The organism is Borrelia duttonii Ly (assembly GCF_000019685.1).
GTDB classification, from domain to species: Bacteria; Spirochaetota; Spirochaetia; order Borreliales; family Borreliaceae; genus Borrelia; species Borrelia duttonii.
This window is the reverse complement of the sequence record NC_011229.1, coordinates 903350-921399: the sequence shown is the minus strand read 5'-3', so window position 1 is coordinate 921399 and position 18050 is coordinate 903350. Positions and strand designations below refer to the sequence as shown.

Here is an 18050-nt window from a genome sequence, read left to right as displayed (position 1 = left end):
AAAACAAAATATATACTTAATATTAAATAATTAAAATTAAATAACAATACTGGTTATATTTTTTATATAAAATCAAAATAGACTTATAAATAAACACTTTCAATAAGTCACAATAGATATAACATTAAATTTAAAAAATTCTATCTTGTCTATTAGACTTTCTATTAATTAAAAGTTCATAGTTAGTACTTGAATTACTCTCAAACGATGACTTAACAGGCTCAAAGAAATTCCAGGAAATATAAATTGAAAAAGTATTTCTCCAAATTGAAGAATACCGATTGTTATCATGCTTTAAAATATCTGGACTTAAACTATACTCACCAACAAATTTCCAATCATAAAAATTAAATTTAAAACTTGTACTAATTTTTTTAATCTTAAATAATGAATCTTTTCTATCCTGAATATTAAAAAAATTAAATGACTTAAAGACATCTTCTAAAAAATTGACTGTTGCAAGATCAATTTGATTCATATATCCCCCAAAATATCTAAAAGTTTTTGTATTAATAGAACGAGTTGCAACATCCAATTCAAAAAATTTAGTATACTTAAACTTTAAAGTAAACTCAGCCCAAAATTCATTATCAACAAATTTTTGCAAATTCATTTTCCATCCAACATCTGTTCCAAAGCCAATTGAAAATTTTTCATCAAAAAACTTAAATTCATACAGATCTTTTTTATACTGAGCACTTAAAGAATACGGAACAAGCTTAGCCATAGATCCCACTTTTGCAAAATCACCAAGTGATTTATCATATTTATATTCAAAATCATTTTTCATTTCAAATGCAAATTTAAAGTCATAAGCATTAACCTTTAACGAAAGCTCAGATAATCCATTAATTAAAGGATCATAAGCAATTAAAAAGGAAAATTTTAAATAATCTAAATATCGTGGCTCCAACTTATAATATAAAGCAGGATTCATTTTTAGATGCTTATATGGATATATAGGTTTTAAGGGTGATGAATTAATAAGCGTCTTTTTTGAAAAGAAAGTTTTTTTAGTGTCTTCTTTAAATTTTCTATCATATTTAACACCAATACCCACTTCTTGTAACAAATAAGGAAATTCTAGAGAAAATTTAAATTCAGAAGAAGTATATATGCTTTCAAAAGTATTTTTCAGTACACTTGAAAAACTAGTAGTAAAGAATTTATAATCATAAATCAAATCAAAATTAAAATCTTGATAAAATGTTTCGGGACTTTTTAAAAAAACAGTATTACTCTTACCAGCTAAAATTTTAGAATTTACATCATACTTTTTATCAAATGAATAAAGAGTAATTTTATTTTCAAACTTAATACTACTACGAGAAAAATTAGGATACATCATAAAAGGTAACAGATTTAAAGTGGTCTTATGAATAATTGAATGCTCACCTTTTTTATCTTTTTCTATTAAATTATAATTTTTATCTAAGGGATTATATTCAATAGTATTAAGATACAAAATATCTTCAAAAGTAATTTGTCGATTATTAAAGTCAGCATAAAACTTTAAATCTATTTTATTTTTAATGTCAAACAAATAAGTCTTTACATCATATTTAAATTCCTGAGGAGATTTAAATTTAGAATCATCAAAAAATATATTGTTTTTTAAATAAGGATTAATACCAAATCTTATATAAAAAGAATCTTGTTTATTAAAATCATTAGAAACAATTGGATTAGGAACTAAATGAAAATCTTTAATTAAATCTTTTTTTTCCTTAAGTTTTTCTGAATCACTTTTATCTTTATCATCTTCAACACTATCCCCAATATCTTTAACTTTAGGTCCCATAATTACTTCTTTAGTTTTAGAATCAGAAGAAACAGTCCAATTATTATTATAAAGATCCTTTTGAAAATTTAAATCAATATAAGGCAAATGAATCCTCTCTAAATAAAACCATTTTCTAGTAGGATCCTTAATATTTTTCTTAGATTTGGCATTAAATATATTATCATAACTTGCTAATTTAAAAGTAAATCCCAAATTATTTAACCTATAATCAATAAGAGAATTATCATCAAAAGTACGATTATAAAAAGAAGATAAATTCCAATCAAATGTACTTATCATTTTTTCTATTTCTGATGAAGATTTCGGAGAACTTAAAAGAGATAAAAATGTTCCACTCTCTAATCTATCTTTAAAGTCAATCATCACATAAGGATCTGAATAATGTTCAAATATTACTGAAAAAAGTGCATCACTGATTAAAAATTCAGACTTAGATTTAAGTAAATATCTAAAAGGAACTTCAAAACCAAATATATTACCCTTATTTATATTATCAAAACTAAAAAGAGAATAATTAATACTATTACTATCAAAAGGACGATAAACTCCAGACAAAATATGTCTATGCACAGTTCTTGTGAAACCTATTCCAAAACTAACTTCAAAGGTCTTAAAAAGATCTAAGGTATTGCTTAAGTTCAGATCAATACCTGTATAAAATCCCAAATTAGAATAAATATCAAAAATCAACTTAACATAATCTTTATTCAACTTAGAGACAACATCCTCTGCAAAAAAATAAGTTAAATAACCATTCCTAATATAAGGCTCTTTAGATGAATCATACATTGAATGAAAATCAAAATCTAAAAAAGAAAACTTGTCACTATCAACAGACTTCTTCCCAAATAAATATACAGTATTAAAAAGAGTAAGACCTCGCTTGGGGAAATATCCTAAAGACGGATTAAAAAACAAACTATCACCTGGTTTAAAAAAGAACGGAATATAAAACATTGGTACTCTTCCTATATAAAACACAGCATTAAGAATACCAAAATCTCCAGATGGTAAAATCCATATCTTAGACGCTTTAATAGAATAATAAGGTTCTGGGATTTTACTGGTTGTAATAAAAGCCTGTTCTAAAATGCTAGCATCATTATCCAACCTTTTTAAAGATTTACCCCCAAATGAAACAATATGATCAACTAAATTTCTCTGTATTTTTTTCTGAATAATTCCATCTTTAAGAAGCAAATTTTTAGAATCAAAATCAACAAATAATTCATTACCATAAAAATATAATTTTTCATCAGAACTTAAATCAAGTTTATAATCAACATTTCCACTAGAAAAAAGCTTTTTGGTTTTTTTATTAAAAACAATCTTATCACCTTGAATATTATGTTTTTTATTCTCTTTAACATCTTCAATAATAAGTTTCACTCTACCTTTAAATACAATATTTTCATCTCCAGTAAGCTCATAGGTAAAATTTTCAAGATTATCTGTACTCTCAATAACTACTTTATATCTTCCTGCATCCTTGCCATCTTTTGAAAAAAGATCAGGAGATATGCCAAATTTTTCCAAAAGCAATGATTTTATCTTAGAAATGTCTTTCTCTTTGATTCCTTCTTTTAATGCCCACTTTTTCAAATCTTCATCACTAGAAAGCTCAAGTTCCCTTAAATTAGCTTTCTGCATTAAAGTCAGCTTATTTTTGATTTTATCCTTATCATTATCATTCTGAGAAAACAGGATAAAACAACTAAAAATATTTAATAAAATTAATATTACAAAAGATTTTTCAAAAACATTCCTGTATAGGAACTCTTGCATTTTGCAACCTCTTCAGGAGTTCCAGATACAACAATATTGCCTCCAGATACTCCACCCTCAGGACCTAAGTCTATTATATAATCCGCTTGTTTAATAACATCTAAATTATGTTCTATGAGAACCACAGTATTTCCATTTTTAACAAGTAATTGCAATACTTCTAATAATTTCCTTATATCATCAAAATGTAAACCTGTAGTCGGTTCATCAATCATATAAAAAGTTTTTCCCATACTTTTCTTACCAAGCTCAAATGCCAATTTAATTCGTTGAGCCTCTCCTCCTGAAAGGGTTGTTGATGACTGTCCCAGTTTAATATACTCAAGTCCAACTTGTATTAAAAGACTTAAATAATGACTAATCTTTGGAACACTTTCAAAGAAATCTTTAGCTTCAAGAACACTCATTTCTAAAACATCATAAATATTTTTTCCCTTATACCTAATTTCCAGAGTTTCTTCATTAAATTTTTTACCTTTACATAGACTACAAGGAACAAAAACATCAGGCAAAAAATGCATCTGAATATTTAAGTATCCATCCCCTTGACATTTTTCACAACGTCCACCCTTAACATTAAAAGAAAATCTACCTGCTTTAAACCCCCTTGTTCTAGACTCTGGAAGCTTTGCAAAAATTTCCCTAATCTCAGTAAAAAATCCAACATAAGTTGCCGGATTTGATCTTGGAGTTCGTCCTATTGGTTTTTGATTTATCTGAATAACCTTATCAATTTCTTCATAGCCAATAATATCCTCAAAACCATCAGAATAGATTTCATTCGCTTTTAACCTACTATCCAAAGCAGGATATAATACCTCATTAAGAAGAGTACTCTTTCCACTACCAGAAACCCCAGTTATTACAGTAAAAACTCCCAAAGGAATGTGAACATTAATATTTTTTAAATTATTTTTATTTGCCTTCAAAAGTACAATTTTGGATTTTCCTATTTGACGTCTTACTCTTGGAATTTCTATTTTAAGTTGTCCACTTAAATATTTACCAGTTAAACTATTTTCATTATTTAAAATATCAGATAATACTCCCTTAGCAACGATCTCTCCACCATAAATTCCAGCTCCAGGACCAACATCAATAATATAATCAGCAGTACGTAAAGTTTGCTCATCATGTTCTACAACAATTACTGTATTGCCAAGTTCTTTAAGATTAACAAGGGTCTTGACTAATTTTTCATTATCTCTTTGATGCAACCCAATGCTAGGTTCATCAAGTACATAAAGAACTCCAGCAAGAGCTGAACCTATTTGTGTAGCAAGTCTAATTCTTTGAGCTTCACCACCTGAAAGAGTTCCAGATATTCTGTCCAAACATAAATAAGACAGTCCAACATCAATTAAAAATTTAAGCCTATTTCTAATTTCTTTCAAAATCTCTTTAGCAATTTTTGTATCAAACTCATCAAGCTCAATATTTTCAAAAAATAAATAAGAATCCATAACAGATAAACTATTAAGCTCTTGGATATCTTTTCCAACCAATTTAACAGACAAAGCCTCGCAACTCAATCTCTTTCCTTTACAAAAATTACAAATTTTACGAGACATCAAACTTTCATAAAACGATCTAGCACTATCAGATTCAGTTGCAAGATAACGCCTCTTTAAAAGAGGAATAAGACCTTCAAATTCCTTAGAGTAATGAAAACCTCCACTAATTTCTTTAGCTTCCATTTCTCTAGACTTATAAACAAAATCTATCTTTACATTATCTCCATACAAAATCTTTTGAAGAACATCCTCAGGAATACGACTTATAGGAGTATTTAACTTAAATCCATAATGCTTAGACAAGCCTTTAAAAATCGCCAAGGCCCAAGGCGAACTTGATTTAAAGGTAATAAATGCATCCTCATTAAAAGAAAGTTGCATATCAGGACAAATTTTTTCAAAATCAAAATCAAATATAATACCAAGACCAGAACATTCACTACAAGCGCCAAACGGACTATTAAATGAAAAAAGTCTTGGCTCTATTGCGGGAAGAGAAAACCCACATAAAGGACAACTATTATGCTCTGTAAAAATTCTATCTATTTTTTTAAAATCATCTTCAATCTCTACACGTAAATAACCATTAGACACCAATAAAGCAGTTTCAATAGATTCTGCAAGTCTCACTCTTATATCATTACTCAATTTTATTTTGTCTATTATAATTTCAATATTATGCTTTTTATTTTTATCTAATTTTAAGTTAACGGCATCTTCTACTAAATAATCCTGAAAATCTATTCTAACCCTAGCAAATCCTTGATTTAATATTTTCTCAAGTTCTTTGTTATGAGTACCCTTTGCACCCATAACAATAGGAGCAAATAATATAACTTTGGAACCCTCAGAATAACTTAAAATAACATTAATTATATTATCTAAAGATTGCTCTTCGATTAAATTTCCATCATTGGGACAATATGGCTTGCCAACTTTTGCAAACAACAATCTATAATAATCATAAATTTCAGTAATAGTACCAACCGTTGATCTTGGATTATTGCTGATGGTTTTCTGTTCAATAGAGATAGCAGGAGAAAGTCCGCCTATATATTCAACATTTGGCTTTTTCATTACGCCCAAAAACTGTCTCGCATAAGAAGATACAGATTCCATATATCTTCTCTGTCCTTCTGCAAAAATTGTATCAAAAGCTAAAGATGACTTTCCAGAACCACTTTTGCCAGATATTACCACCAAACTATTTCTTGGAATATCAACATCAATATTTTTTAAATTATGTTCCCTTGCACCTCTAACAGTAATGTTTTCTTTCAAAAATATAAACTCCTCGTTATTAAAACATCATATATTAATAAGCTCTTTGATTTTATCTCTCAAAAAGATAGCATCTTCAAACCTCTCATCCTCAACCGCTTCATTAAGCTCAAATTTAAGCTTAATGATAAGATCTTCTCTAGATAAATTATTATCGGAAATAATTTTTTCAACATTATAATCAAGAGTTTCATTTTTAAATTCTTTTTCTAAAATACTTTGCACTTTTTTGACAATAGTTTTTGGAACAATATTATTCGCTTTATTATATTCAATTTGAATATTCCGCCTTCTACGTGTTTCTTCAATGGCCTCTTGCATTGCACAACTTATTTGATCATAGTACATTATAACACAACCATGCGAGTTTCTAGCAGCTCTACCAATAATCTGAATTAAAGAAGAAGCTGACCTTAAAAATCCTACCTTATCAGCATCTAGTATAATAACAAGAGAAACCTCGGGAATATCTAAACCTTCTCTTAACAAATTAATCCCCACAATAACATCAATCTCTGATTTCCTAAGAGATGTAATAATATTTACTCTTTCAATAGCATTAAATTCTGCATGTAAATACCTGGCCTTTATTCCAAGAGTCAATAAATAATCTGTCAAATCCTCAGACATTTTTTTAGTCAAAGTTGTAATTAAAATCTTCTCATTTAAAACTACTCTTCTTTGAATTTCACTATAAATATCTTCTATTTGTCCATCTGAAGGTCTCAAAATAATTTCTGGATCAATAAGACCTGTTGGACGTATTATTTGTTCAACAATAACACTACTCTTTTCAGATTCCTCAAGGCCAGGCGTTGCCGATACAAAAACAGCTTGATTAATCAAAGACTCAAACTCATAATACTTAAGTGGTCTATTCTTCAGCGCTGATGGCAATCTAAAACCAAAATTCACAAGATTTAATTTTCTTGAATAATCTCCATTATACATTCCTCTAAACTGAGGTAAAGTAACATGAGATTCATCAATAAATAGCAAATAATCTTCAGGAAAAAAATCGAAAAGACAATAAGGCCTATCTATCTCATCCCCGCCAAAATATGCAGAATAATTTTCTATACCCTGACAAGACCCTGTTTCCCTTAACATTTCAATATCATATTTAACTCTTTGTTTAAGCCTTTCAGCTTCAACAAGCTTATTATTTTCTTGAAAATAACGATATTGCATTTCTAAATCAACCTGTATTTCAGGCAAAGCATTTAATATTTTTTCATAAGGAATAACAAAATAAGATTTAGCAAAAAGCGTAAATTCATTAGCAAAACCTAATTTTTTTTTTGTAAGTGGACTAATCCTGTTGATCTGCATAATTTTATCAAAATCCAAATAAATTCTATATGCAAAATCACCATGTTCATTACTAGGCCATATTTCAACAACATCACCCTTAATAGAAAATTTATCATGTTCAAGATTTGTAAACGTCCTTTCATATTGAAGTTTAACAAAAACGTCTGCTATCTCCTTAATGGAAATTTTTTGTCCTACAAAAAAAACATTAGCAGCACTTTTAAAAAATATTGGTGAACCTAATGCATAAATTGAAGAAACAGTAGCAACAACAATAACATCTCGTCTTCTAGAAAGAGATGTTACTGTCCTTATTCTCTTTATTTCAATATCTTCATTAATAGTAGCTTCCTTTTCTATATATAGATCCTTTGAGGGAACATAAGATTCAGGCTGATAATAATCATAATAAGAAACAAAATACTCAACTGCATTATCTGGAAAAAAATCTTTAAATTCTCTATAAAGCTGTGCTGCTAAAGTTTTATTATGACTAATTATTAAAGAAGGGCGCTCTAAATCCCTAATAATATTAGCGATTGTAAAAGTTTTACCACTACCTGTCACACCTTTTAAAGTCTGATACCTATTATTACGTAAAATAGATTCCTTAATCTCTCTTATTGCTTTCGGTTGATCACCAGCAGGAAAATAATCAGACTTTAAACAAAATTGCATGAAAACCCCAAATAAAAAGATTATAAATCAAATATAATAATCAACTCTACAGTTATATTTTATTATTTTATAATTTAATTATAAATTCTCAAATAACAAAATAAAGGAAAATAATATGAAAAATAATAAACTTCAAAAAAAATTAAAACAATATATACAATTTGAAAAAAACAATTTTTTTAAAGATGAAGCTATCAAATTGCTTAAAGAAAATAATGAAACAGAAATATACAATAGATTTCACAAAGAACTAGAATTTGGTACTGCTGGCATGAGAGGTATAATTGGGGCTGGATCATGCTATATTAATACATACAACATCGCCAAAGCAAGTCAAGGAATTGCCAACTATATCCTTACAATAACACAAAATCCTAAAATCGCAATAAGTTATGACTCAAGACATTTTTCAAAAGAATTTGCATACGAAGCTGCGGAAATTTTTGCCTCAAATGGGATTAAAGTTTACATATATAAAAATTTAAGAACAACTCCACAATTATCCTACACAGTTAGAAAATTAAACTGCGATCTTGGAATAATGATAACAGCAAGTCATAATACAAAAGAATACAACGGATATAAAGTATACTGGAAAGGAGGTGCTCAAATAATAGATCCACATGATGCAAAAATAATATCGGAAATACAAAAAGTATCTAATATCAAACATACATTAATAAAAAGAGAAGGAATAAATAAAAGAATAATAATTGAACTTAAAAATGAAATTGATATTAAATACATACAAAAAATAAATGACGAATTTCCTAATTTCAATCAAAAAAGTAAAACTACAAATTTACGAATCGCATATACTCCTTTGCATGGAACAGGAGGAACAATAATAAAGAAATTATTTAAAGGTAGCAAAGTAGAACTTTTAACAGAACAAACACAAATAAATCCTGATCCAGAATTTCCTACAGTCAAATATCCCAATCCTGAAGAACATACAACCATGTCTAGAGTAATAGAACTTGCAAAGAAAACAAACTGTGATATTGCATTTGCAACAGATCCAGATGCTGATCGATTGGGTATTGCTTTCAAAGAAAACAGAAAATGGAAAATTTTAAATGGAAATCAAATTGCATGCATCTTAATGCACTATTTACTATCTAGAGAAAACAACCCCAAAAACACCTTTATAATAGCCTCTTTTGTCACAACCCCAATGTTAGATAAAATAGCTCAAAAATTCAACACAACATTATATAGAACATATACAGGATTTAAATGGATAGGAAACTTAATAGATAAGATACAAAAAAAAGAACCAAACAAAAAATTTATTTTTGGATGTGAAGAAAGCCATGGATACCTAATTGGCACTGGAACTAGAGATAAAGATGCATTTTCAGCCATAAAAGGATTTTGTGATTTAATGTTTACACTAAAAAAAAACCAAATCACAATAAATCAATATCTACAAACAATGTACAAAGAATTTGGATATTACGAAGATTTTACAATTAATAAAATCTTTAAAGAAACTAATGGTGATTTTTTAAGAGAAAAATTAATGTTACAATTTAGAAACAATATTACAAAAGAATTTGCAGGTCTTTTCATAATTAAAAAATTAGATTATAAAACACTAAAAGAAATCGATATGCATGGAAACATATATACAATAAAAGGCTATACACACACCACAAATGCAATAAAATTCTTATTAGAAAATAAAATCGAAATAACAATTAGGCCATCTGGCACGGAAGCAAAAATTAAATTTTATATATCCATATATTCAAGATACGAACAAAAAAATAGTATTTTTGATATAATGAACAAAATAAAGATGGAGATAGAAAAATATTAATATAACAGACAAATTAATGAACCTAGTTGAAATATCGTCAAGAGAAGTAGCTAGAAAAAATAAAAATAGAGAAGTCTCAAGTTGGCATTTATTAATGTCTATATTATTAATTCATCCTAAAAAATCTGAAATAAAAAATATAGAAACCAAAACTTTAAAAAATATCAAACAAGATACATTATATGAAATAGAAAAGCTAGAAAAAGTTTTAATTGGCACCAATGAAATTGTCATCCCAAAAATAAGCAGAGAAATCTTTACTCTTATTGACCAAACAAAAAAAGAATTTAAGTCCAAAACTTTAATAGGCATAAAAGAAATTTTTTATCAGATTTTAAAAACAAAAAAGCTTCTCAAAAAATATAAACTTAATAAACTAAGCTTTAACTTCGATGAAGATAATATAATAACAAGCATAGATAAAATAAGATTAATTGAAACATATAAAGAATTTGAAGATGAAACAAGACAAAACGACTACTTTGAAATTAACAAATACGTTAAAAATCTCACAACACTTGCAAAAGAAAAAAAACTCGATCCCCTAATAGGACGTGAAAAAGAAATTCAATCATTAATAAGCATACTTGAACGAAGAAACAAAAATAGCACAATTTTAATAGGAGAACCTGGGATTGGAAAAACAGCAATTGTTGAAGGACTTGCCATTAAAATTGCAAACAAAGAAATAAAAAGCCAATTACAAAATAAAATAATACTACAAATTGAAACTTCTGACTTAGTTTCTGGAACTAAATATAGAGGTGAATTTGAAGAAAGATTAAATAATATAATTAAGTCTATAAAAAATAATAAAAACATAATAATCTTTATTGATGAAATACACACTTTAATAGGAGCAGGAAATTCTGAAGGTTCTATTGACGCAGCAAATATCTTAAAACCTATTCTCTCTCGTTCTGCAATACAAATAATAGGTGCAACGACTTATGATGAATATAGAAAACACATATCCAAAGACAAGGCATTCACTAGAAGATTTCAAACAATATCAATCAAAGAACCTGATGAAAAAGAAACTCTCAACATAATCAACAGCATAATAAAAAACTTTGAAAACTATCACGGCGTCACTTATGAAAAAGAAGCCATAGAAAATGTTATTAGCTTATCATCACAATATTTAACTAATAGAAAATTTCCCGATAAAGCAATTGATCTAATTGACATTGCTGGAGCCCAGAAAAAACAACAAGAAATAAATACAAAAATAGTAAATGCCGAGGATATTAAAAATACAACAGATGAATTTTTTGGCATTAAGGTAAAACTTAATCTCACAGAAGAAATTGCATATCTTAAAGAAGAAACAATAAACATCAAAGAAAAAATAATTGGACAAGAATCTGCCATAGATGAAATCATTATAGAAATGGTAAAAACAAAACTAGGCATCAACAATAATATACAACCATTAACATCAATATTGCTCATAGGTTCAAGTGGAAGTGGAAAAACAATACTATCAAAAACAATATCAAAAATCATGATTAAAGATCAAAATTCAATACTACAGTTAGATATGTCAGATTACAGAGAAGAAACTTCTATATCAAAACTAATAGGAACAAATCCAGGATACGCAGGTTATACTGACGGTGGTATTTTAATAAACAGACTAAAATATAATCCTAGAGCATTCATCATATTTGAAAATATTGAATATGCGCATAATTCCGTAATGAGCATAATAGAACAAATACTTGAAAATGGAGAACTAATTGACAATAAAGAAGATAAAATATCTTTTAAAAATAGCATCATTGTTTTAAGTACATCTATTGGCAGTAAAATATTACTTGGAAAAGGCATCCTTGGATTTAATAAAACAGACAATAATATAGATATTAAAAGCACAATCAATAATGAACTTAAAACAAAACTTAAGTTATCATTAATAGATAAAATACAAAAAAAAATAATTCTTAATGTATTAACAGAAAAAGACCTCAGCATAATTTACGATAATTACTGCAAAGAACTTACTCAAAAATTTAGCCTAAAAAACATTCAAATAGAAATTGATGACTCTCTTAAAAATCATATAATAAAAAAATATTATGATAAAAATTCCGGAGCAAGAAGCATTTTAAATGCAGTAAAAGAAAACATAGAAGAAAAAATTATTAATCAAATATTTCACAATCCTAATATAAATCTAATAAAAATATATTTAGAACAAAACAATATAAAAATCAAACAAAAGGAAATTTTATGTTCAAAAAAGTAGAAAATAAAGTACATTTTCCCCAATTAGAAGAAAAAATATTACAATTTTGGAATGATAATAAAATTTTCGAAAAATCGATGAAACAACGAGAAGGATGTGAAGAATTTACATTCTATGATGGTCCACCATTTGCAACAGGGCTTCCCCATTTTGGACATTTTGTCCCAAATACAATTAAAGACATAATTCCAAGATATCAAACAATGAAAGGAAAGCATGTCAAGAGATATTTTGGATGGGATACTCATGGATTACCAGTAGAATATGAAGTAGAAAAATCTTTAAAATTATCTGGAAGATATGAAATAGAACAATATGGTATCGATAAATTTAATGAAGAATGCAGAAATATAGTTTTAAGGTACACAAAAGAATGGAAAAAAATAATAACACGACTGGGAAGATGGGTTGACTTTGAGAATAATTACAAAACAATGGATCTAACATTCATGGAATCCGTATGGTGGGTATTTAAAACCCTTTACAATAAAGGTTTAATTTATGAAAGCTACTATGTATTGCCATATTCTCCAAAACTTGCAACTCCTTTATCAAATTTTGAGGTCAATCTTGGTGAATACAAAGAAATTCATGATCCATCATTAACCATAAAATTTAAAATCAAAGATAAAAATGAATATCTGCTTGCATGGACTACAACTCCCTGGACATTACCCACAAATCTTGGAATTGCTGTTGGGAAAGACATAGATTACTCTAAAGTACTTGATCAAGAAAAAAATGAAATATACATAATAGGAACAAAAAGATTAAATCACTACTATCAAGATGAAAACAAATACGTAATAATAGAACAATTTAAAGGTGAACATCTCAAGGGAATAGAATATGAACCACTATTTGATTACTTTGTAAACCAACGGAACAAAGGAGCTTTTAAAATTCATACAGCAGAATACGTTACAACCGATGACGGAACAGGAATAGTACACATTGCACCATTTGGAGAAGAAGACTATCAAATACTTAAAAAAAATACTCAAACCGATATGATAACACCTATAGATGCCGAATGCAAATTCACAAGCGAAGTTAAAGATTTTGAAGGATTATTTGTTAAAGATGCGGATAATAAAATAATAGAAAAATTAAAATCAATGAATCTTTTATTCAAAAGAGAAAACTATTTACACAGATATCCATTTTGCTATAGAACAAACTCACCTCTAATTTATAGACCTATAAGCTCATGGTTTGTCAATATTGAAAAAATCAAAGAAAAACTTATAAGATCAAATGAACAAATAAATTGGATACCTGAACATCTTAAAAAGGGAAGATTTGGCAAATGGCTAGAAAATGCAAGAGATTGGGCAATAAGTAGAAATAGATTTTGGGGAAATCCAATACCGATTTGGAAATGTTCAAAAACAGGAAATAAAATATGTATAGGATCTAGGGAAGAATTAGAAAAATTATCAGGACAAAAGATTATCGATTTACATAAAGATAAAATTGATAAGATAACCTGGCCTAGCAAATATGGTGGCACATATGTTAGAACAAGTGAGGTTTTAGATTGCTGGTTTGAATCTGGTTCAATGCCTTACGCAAGCAAACATTATCCATTTAAAGATAAAGATAAATTCCAAAATATCTTCCCTGCCGATTTTATTGCAGAAGGCTTAGATCAAACAAGAGGATGGTTTTATACATTAACAATTTTAGGAACTGCTCTTTTTGAAAAAACAGCATTCAAAAATGTAATAGTTAATGGACTAGTATTATCTAGTGACGGCAAAAAAATGTCAAAATCACTCAAAAATTATACAGATCCAATACAAATAATAAACACATTTGGAGCAGATGCTTTAAGACTTTATTTGATAATGAGTCCAGTAATAAAAGCTGATGATCTAAAATACAGCGATGATGGGGTTAAAGATGTCTTAAAAAATATTATAATCCCTATTTGGAATGCTTACTCATTTTTTATAACTTATGCAATCATTGACAAGTTTACACCTAATAATCATGTAAATCTATATAAAACCAATATACTTGACAAATGGATAATTAGCGAAATTGAAAGTTTAAAGCAAATATTAAACGAAGAAATAGATAAATATAACTTAACAAAATCAATAGACGTACTTCTTACATTCATAGACAAGTTAAATAACTGGTATATAAGACGATCAAGAAGAAGGTTTTGGAAATCTGAAAATGACAATGATAAAACAGATGCTTATGAAACATTATATTATACTTTAAAAAACTTAATGCTAATGCTTGCACCATTTATCCCTTTTTTAACAGAAGAAATATATCAAAATTTAAAGACCAAAAATGAAAAAGAATCTATTCATTTAAATGATTATCCTCAATCAATTAAGGAACTTATTAATATAGAACTTGAAGAAAAAATGAATTTCACAAGAAAAGTAATAACAATTGCAAGAGCACTAAGAGCATCACACAATATAAAAATACGAAAGCCTATTAAAACAATATACATAATCACCAAAAATCATAAAGAACAAAATACTCTAAGAGAAATGACAGAAATCATACTTGAAGAGATTAATGCAAAAGAAATAAAAATAAAATCCAATGAAGAAGAACTTGTAACTTATAAAGCAAAAGCAAATTTTAAAGAACTTGGAAGCAAACTCGGCACAAATATGAAATCAGTAGCATTAGCAATAACAAAACTAAGCAATGAAGACATATTAGAAATAATAAATGGCAACAAACATACAATTACAATTAACAATAATACATATGATATAACACTAAAAGATATAATACTAGAAAGACATGAAAGAAAAAATTTAAAAGTAATTAATGAAGATTCTATAACAATAGGACTAGATACTTTAATTACAGAAGAATTATATCTAGAAGGACTATCACGAGAACTTATAAGAAAAGTACAAAATTTAAGAAAAGAAAGTAATTTCAATGTTACCGACAGAATAATACTATATACAAATAATGATGAAATACTTACAAAAATAATCAACAATTTTGAAAATTATATTAAAACTGAAACTTTGGCAATAACAATAGAAATTAATAATAAAAAAGCCTTAAAAACTTTAGAACTAGATGAGGAAATATCAGTAAATATAGGTATAGAAAAATGCTTAAATTAATTATTAATATTTGTATTGCTATGCTTTTAATAGGATGTGTAACTCTAACTTACCATCCACCTAAAAAAAATATATCTTCAATCATGTTATTAGACTCCTCATCAGATATATATGCTTATATAAATTTATCTAAAAACAGATTCATATATAGTGAATTCGAAATGAAATATAAAATAGGTCTTCATACTGTTGGTAATTTATATTTAAGCTATACAAAAAATCCAGAAACTTTTTCATTAATAATAACAGGCAATTTTCCCAAAAGCATATTTTGGAAAATAAACAATCATCCGAATTTTCAATCATGTGGAAATATATTTATGAACCCAAAATGGAAAATAAAAAATTCAAACATATATATAACCCCAACTAAAGACAAAAAAGGTATATTAATCAATCAAAAAGAAATAACTCATCAAAATACAAACATACTCATAACAAAATACATTGATATCATTGATCAACATGAAATATTCATTTTGATCAATGATATCACTAAACTCATTCCAAACAACATAAATAAAACAAATTTAATTCCCTTTAACAAAGGAATTTTCATTGCAAATAGTGCAAACGACAACGAATATAATTTTAAAGCTTATCTAAACACTAATAACCCCAAAATACTCTCTATTGCATCAAAAAAATTAATACCAAGTATCCTTAAACATACAACAAAAATAATAATTTCAGGACCTATAACATCTACAATACAAGATAAAAATACCATAGAACTTCAATTTAATGTTAATAAAATGAGTATCAAAGAATTTATAACAAATTTAATATATACTAAACATAATAAACATTAACTATTTATATATAAATTTAACAAACCTATTTCCAATACAAGTTCTAAATTCAAAAAAATGATAAGAAATCAAAATAAACTTAAATCACCAACAATAAGTCTACCATGATAAGCTTTTGCACCCAAAATAGCATCAATACTATCAATATTAGATTTATTAACTTTCCCAGCAACAACAATTTCTACCTTATTTCGACTCATCAATATTAAATCTTTAAGCATCATAAGTGAATCTTCTGCTTTAAGACCTCCTCCTGAAGTCAATATCCTGTGAACACCAATATCCAAAAGATTAGCCACAGAATCTTTAATATTATGAGTTTCATCAATTGCTTTATGAAAAGTAACCTTTAAAGGATAAGAAAAGTTCAACAAATATTTGGTTTTCTCTATATCAATTTCACCATTATCTCTTAAAATACCAAAAACAACCCCTTCAACCCCAAGACTTTTACAAATTTCAATATCTTCTTGCATAACCTGAAACTCTAAAGTAGAATACACAAAATTACCACCCCGTGGTCTAATCATCACAACAATAGGAATATCCACCAAAATTTGTTTCAAAATTTTTATGGTACCATAAGAAGGCGTAGTTCCTCCACAAAACATATTTTCACAAAGTTCAATTCTATCGGCACCAAGTTCTACAGCACGTAAAGCCTCTAATACATTAAAAACACATGCCTCTTTTACCATTTAAACATCCAAATTACACAATAATCTATTTATAGCAAAATAATGATATAACGCCCCAATTTTTCCAGAATCATTATTAAATTTAGCTATTTCAAGTTTGACAAGTTTTCTAATATCATTATCATAAATACGTGCCAATTCTAAAGACCATAAATTTTCTAACTTATCATATATTCTACTTGTTAAATCCGATCTTGAACTTATCCCACCTCCAATTAATATCTTTTCAGGATTTAAGACAAAAATTAAATTAAAAATACCAAATGATAAAGTTTCAAAAAAATAATCTATTTCATTTCTAACATGAATATTACCATTATCAGCAAGTTCAAAAACATATTCTCCAGAAACATTATCCAATTCCATTTCTAAACGACTAGCAACCCTTCGTCTTAAAGCTGCAACAGAAGCTAAAGATTCCCATCTACAATTAAAAGGAATATTATTATCAAGACCTCTGGTAATCATAAATCCAATTTCACCAGACATAAAAGAATATCCTCTTACAAGCTTCCCATTAAGAAATATTCCAGCACCAATGCCTGTTCCAAGCGTTAAAGCAATAAAATCATTAGAATGAACAGCATTACCTTTAAATTTTTCTGCTAAGGCCACACAATTAGCATCATTTTCAATTTCAACATTTACTCCTGTTAAATTTTCAAGCCTCTCTTTTAAAGGATAATTAGTAAAACCCTCAATGGCATTCACTCTAATAACAATCCCCCTAGGATCAACAAAGCCAGGAATACAAATTGCAACACCTTCAACATTATACTCTCTCTTGTAATAATTAATTATATCAACTAAAATATCAACTTGATCATCAGCAGTAGCACCCGATTTAACTTCGAATTTATCAAGAAAATTACCATCACCATCTGCAAGAGAATATTTAGTATTAGTGCCTCCAACATCAATCGCAATATAATATTTCATACAATTCTCCATATCCTAAAATATTCAAAT

9 protein-coding genes are annotated in these 18050 nt (G+C 27.5%); 4 read left to right on the top strand and 5 right to left on the bottom strand.

Translation table 11 applies throughout. The annotated features are described in order from the left end of the window. Nucleotides 1-130 precede the first annotated feature (130 nt). From BDU_RS04245 to uvrB, 3 genes are read right to left on the bottom strand one after another with little or no spacing between them, the layout of a single operon-like run. Nucleotides 131-3589 carry an LPS-assembly protein LptD gene (locus BDU_RS04245; RefSeq protein WP_012538578.1) on the bottom strand — a complete coding sequence of 1153 codons (3459 nt, stop codon included), beginning with the start codon at nt 3587-3589 and terminating at the stop codon, nt 131-133. Then, nucleotides 3544-6384: an excinuclease ABC subunit UvrA gene (uvrA, locus tag BDU_RS04240; protein WP_012538577.1), complete on the bottom strand. Its 2841-nt coding sequence runs from the start codon at nt 6382-6384 to the stop codon at nt 3544-3546. The genes BDU_RS04245 and uvrA overlap by 46 nt, the downstream gene beginning before the upstream one ends. 27 nt (nt 6385-6411) lie before the next feature. After that, nucleotides 6412-8376, bottom strand: a complete 1965-nt coding sequence (uvrB, locus tag BDU_RS04235) for an excinuclease ABC subunit UvrB (protein ID WP_012538576.1) — start codon at nt 8374-8376, stop codon at nt 6412-6414. A gap of 115 nt (nt 8377-8491) precedes the next feature. On the opposite strand from uvrB, the gene BDU_RS04230 reads away from it, so the two are divergent. The 4 genes from BDU_RS04230 to BDU_RS04215 are packed head-to-tail and all read left to right on the top strand — an operon-like array spanning nt 8492 to nt 16383. Further along, entirely contained in the window at nt 8492-10201 is a 1710-nt protein-coding gene (locus BDU_RS04230) for a phospho-sugar mutase (protein WP_012538575.1), read from the top strand. Nucleotides 10202-10217: 16 nt separating this feature from the next. Then, nucleotides 10218-12452: an AAA family ATPase gene (locus tag BDU_RS04225; RefSeq protein ID WP_012538574.1), complete on the top strand. Its 2235-nt coding sequence runs from the start codon at nt 10218-10220 to the stop codon at nt 12450-12452. Then, a complete protein-coding gene (ileS, locus tag BDU_RS04220; protein WP_012538573.1) occupies nt 12437-15571 on the top strand; it encodes an isoleucine--tRNA ligase in 3135 nt (1044 codons plus the stop codon). The genes BDU_RS04225 and ileS overlap by 16 nt, the downstream gene beginning before the upstream one ends. Then, nucleotides 15559-16383, top strand: a complete 825-nt coding sequence (locus tag BDU_RS04215; protein WP_012538572.1) for a hypothetical protein — start codon at nt 15559-15561, stop codon at nt 16381-16383. Before ileS ends, BDU_RS04215 begins: the two co-directional genes overlap by 13 nt. A 68-nt stretch (nt 16384-16451) precedes the next feature. Here the strand turns inward: BDU_RS04215 and BDU_RS04210 are convergent, their stop codons facing one another. Continuing rightward, nucleotides 16452-17081 carry a copper homeostasis protein CutC gene (locus tag BDU_RS04210; protein ID WP_012538571.1) on the bottom strand — a complete coding sequence of 210 codons (630 nt, stop codon included), beginning with the start codon at nt 17079-17081 and terminating at the stop codon, nt 16452-16454. Continuing rightward, the gene (locus BDU_RS04205; RefSeq protein WP_041177758.1) at nt 17082-18020 is read right to left on the bottom strand and encodes an ROK family protein; all 939 of its coding nucleotides are present in this window, start codon (nt 18018-18020) and stop codon (nt 17082-17084) included. Nucleotides 18021-18050: the final 30 nt, after the last annotated feature.

Excerpts from the sequence above, each read along its gene's own strand:
- BDU_RS04205 (WP_041177758.1), bottom strand. The coding sequence starts at position 18,020 with ATGAAATATTATATTGCGATTGATGTTGGAGGCACTAATACTAAATAT.
- BDU_RS04230 (WP_012538575.1), top strand. The coding sequence starts at position 8,492 with ATGAAAAATAATAAACTTCAAAAAAAATTAAAACAATATATACAATTT.
- uvrB (WP_012538576.1), bottom strand. The coding sequence starts at position 8,376 with ATGCAATTTTGTTTAAAGTCTGATTATTTTCCTGCTGGTGATCAACCG.
- BDU_RS04215 (WP_012538572.1), top strand. The coding sequence starts at position 15,559 with ATGCTTAAATTAATTATTAATATTTGTATTGCTATGCTTTTAATAGGA.
- BDU_RS04245 (WP_012538578.1), bottom strand. The coding sequence starts at position 3,589 with ATGCAAGAGTTCCTATACAGGAATGTTTTTGAAAAATCTTTTGTAATA.
- BDU_RS04210 (WP_012538571.1), bottom strand. The coding sequence starts at position 17,081 with ATGGTAAAAGAGGCATGTGTTTTTAATGTATTAGAGGCTTTACGTGCT.
- BDU_RS04225 (WP_012538574.1), top strand. The coding sequence starts at position 10,218 with ATGAACCTAGTTGAAATATCGTCAAGAGAAGTAGCTAGAAAAAATAAA.
- ileS (WP_012538573.1), top strand. The coding sequence starts at position 12,437 with ATGTTCAAAAAAGTAGAAAATAAAGTACATTTTCCCCAATTAGAAGAA.